The organism is Pseudomonas sp. EA_65y_Pfl1_P113 (assembly GCF_963970525.1).
Classification (GTDB): Bacteria; Pseudomonadota; Gammaproteobacteria; order Pseudomonadales; family Pseudomonadaceae; genus Aquipseudomonas; species Aquipseudomonas tritici.
In genome coordinates, this window is record NZ_CAXAQM010000293.1 from 1 (window position 1) to 557 (window position 557).

Annotated in this window: 1 protein-coding gene and 1 pseudogene; one reads left to right on the forward strand and one right to left on the reverse strand. The window is 58.3% G+C overall.

Annotation, left to right across the window (positions count from 1 at the left end; all coding sequences use genetic code 11):
* Positions 1-227, reverse strand: a pseudogene (locus AACY52_RS29675) (hypothetical protein); the annotation flags it as partial.
* Positions 228-289: 62 nt separating this feature from the next.
* On the opposite strand from AACY52_RS29675, the gene AACY52_RS29680 reads away from it, so the two are divergent.
* The coding region (locus tag AACY52_RS29680) for a DUF4158 domain-containing protein (protein ID WP_339561281.1) at positions 290-557 on the forward strand (268 nt) is incomplete at its 3' end.

The following is a 557-nucleotide window of genomic DNA, read 5'->3' on the forward strand; positions in this document are numbered from 1 at the left end:
TAGGCGCCGCTGCTCCACCCCTTGGTTATAGCAGCAACGTAGTCGATCGTTTCCCGAAATGGTGGGATCCGGCCTAAGGTCCGGACCCGACCGGGGCCGGCGTTGTAGGGGTTCCCGTAACATTTTTCCCAAAAGTAGCGGTAGCGGGAATGGCGGAAAACAGCCATTTCTGGCGGTTCTAATTTTCTAAGTGATTGAATTTGCGTGGCGTGCAGCTTTTTCGACATTTTGGGACTCCGGTCATGGATGTTTGTAGCCTTTCCTCTGTAAAGCGGCGGGGTTCGAGTCGATGCAGGATTGGCGCGCGCAGTATCTGGGGCTGACGACGTTTCCGGCCACGCTTACTGTCGCTGAGATTGATGAGCTTTTCATGCTGGACGATGATATCGCCCGGATGGTTGGAGCGCGGCGGACACCGCTGACTCGCCTGGGGCTGGTGCTGCAGATCGGCTTTCTGCGCCTCACCGGGCGTTCGCTGAATTCGGTGCAAGTGATCCCGCCAGCTGTGCTGACGCGCGCCGGCCAGGCAGCGGATATTTCGGCTCCGCAATTGGCGT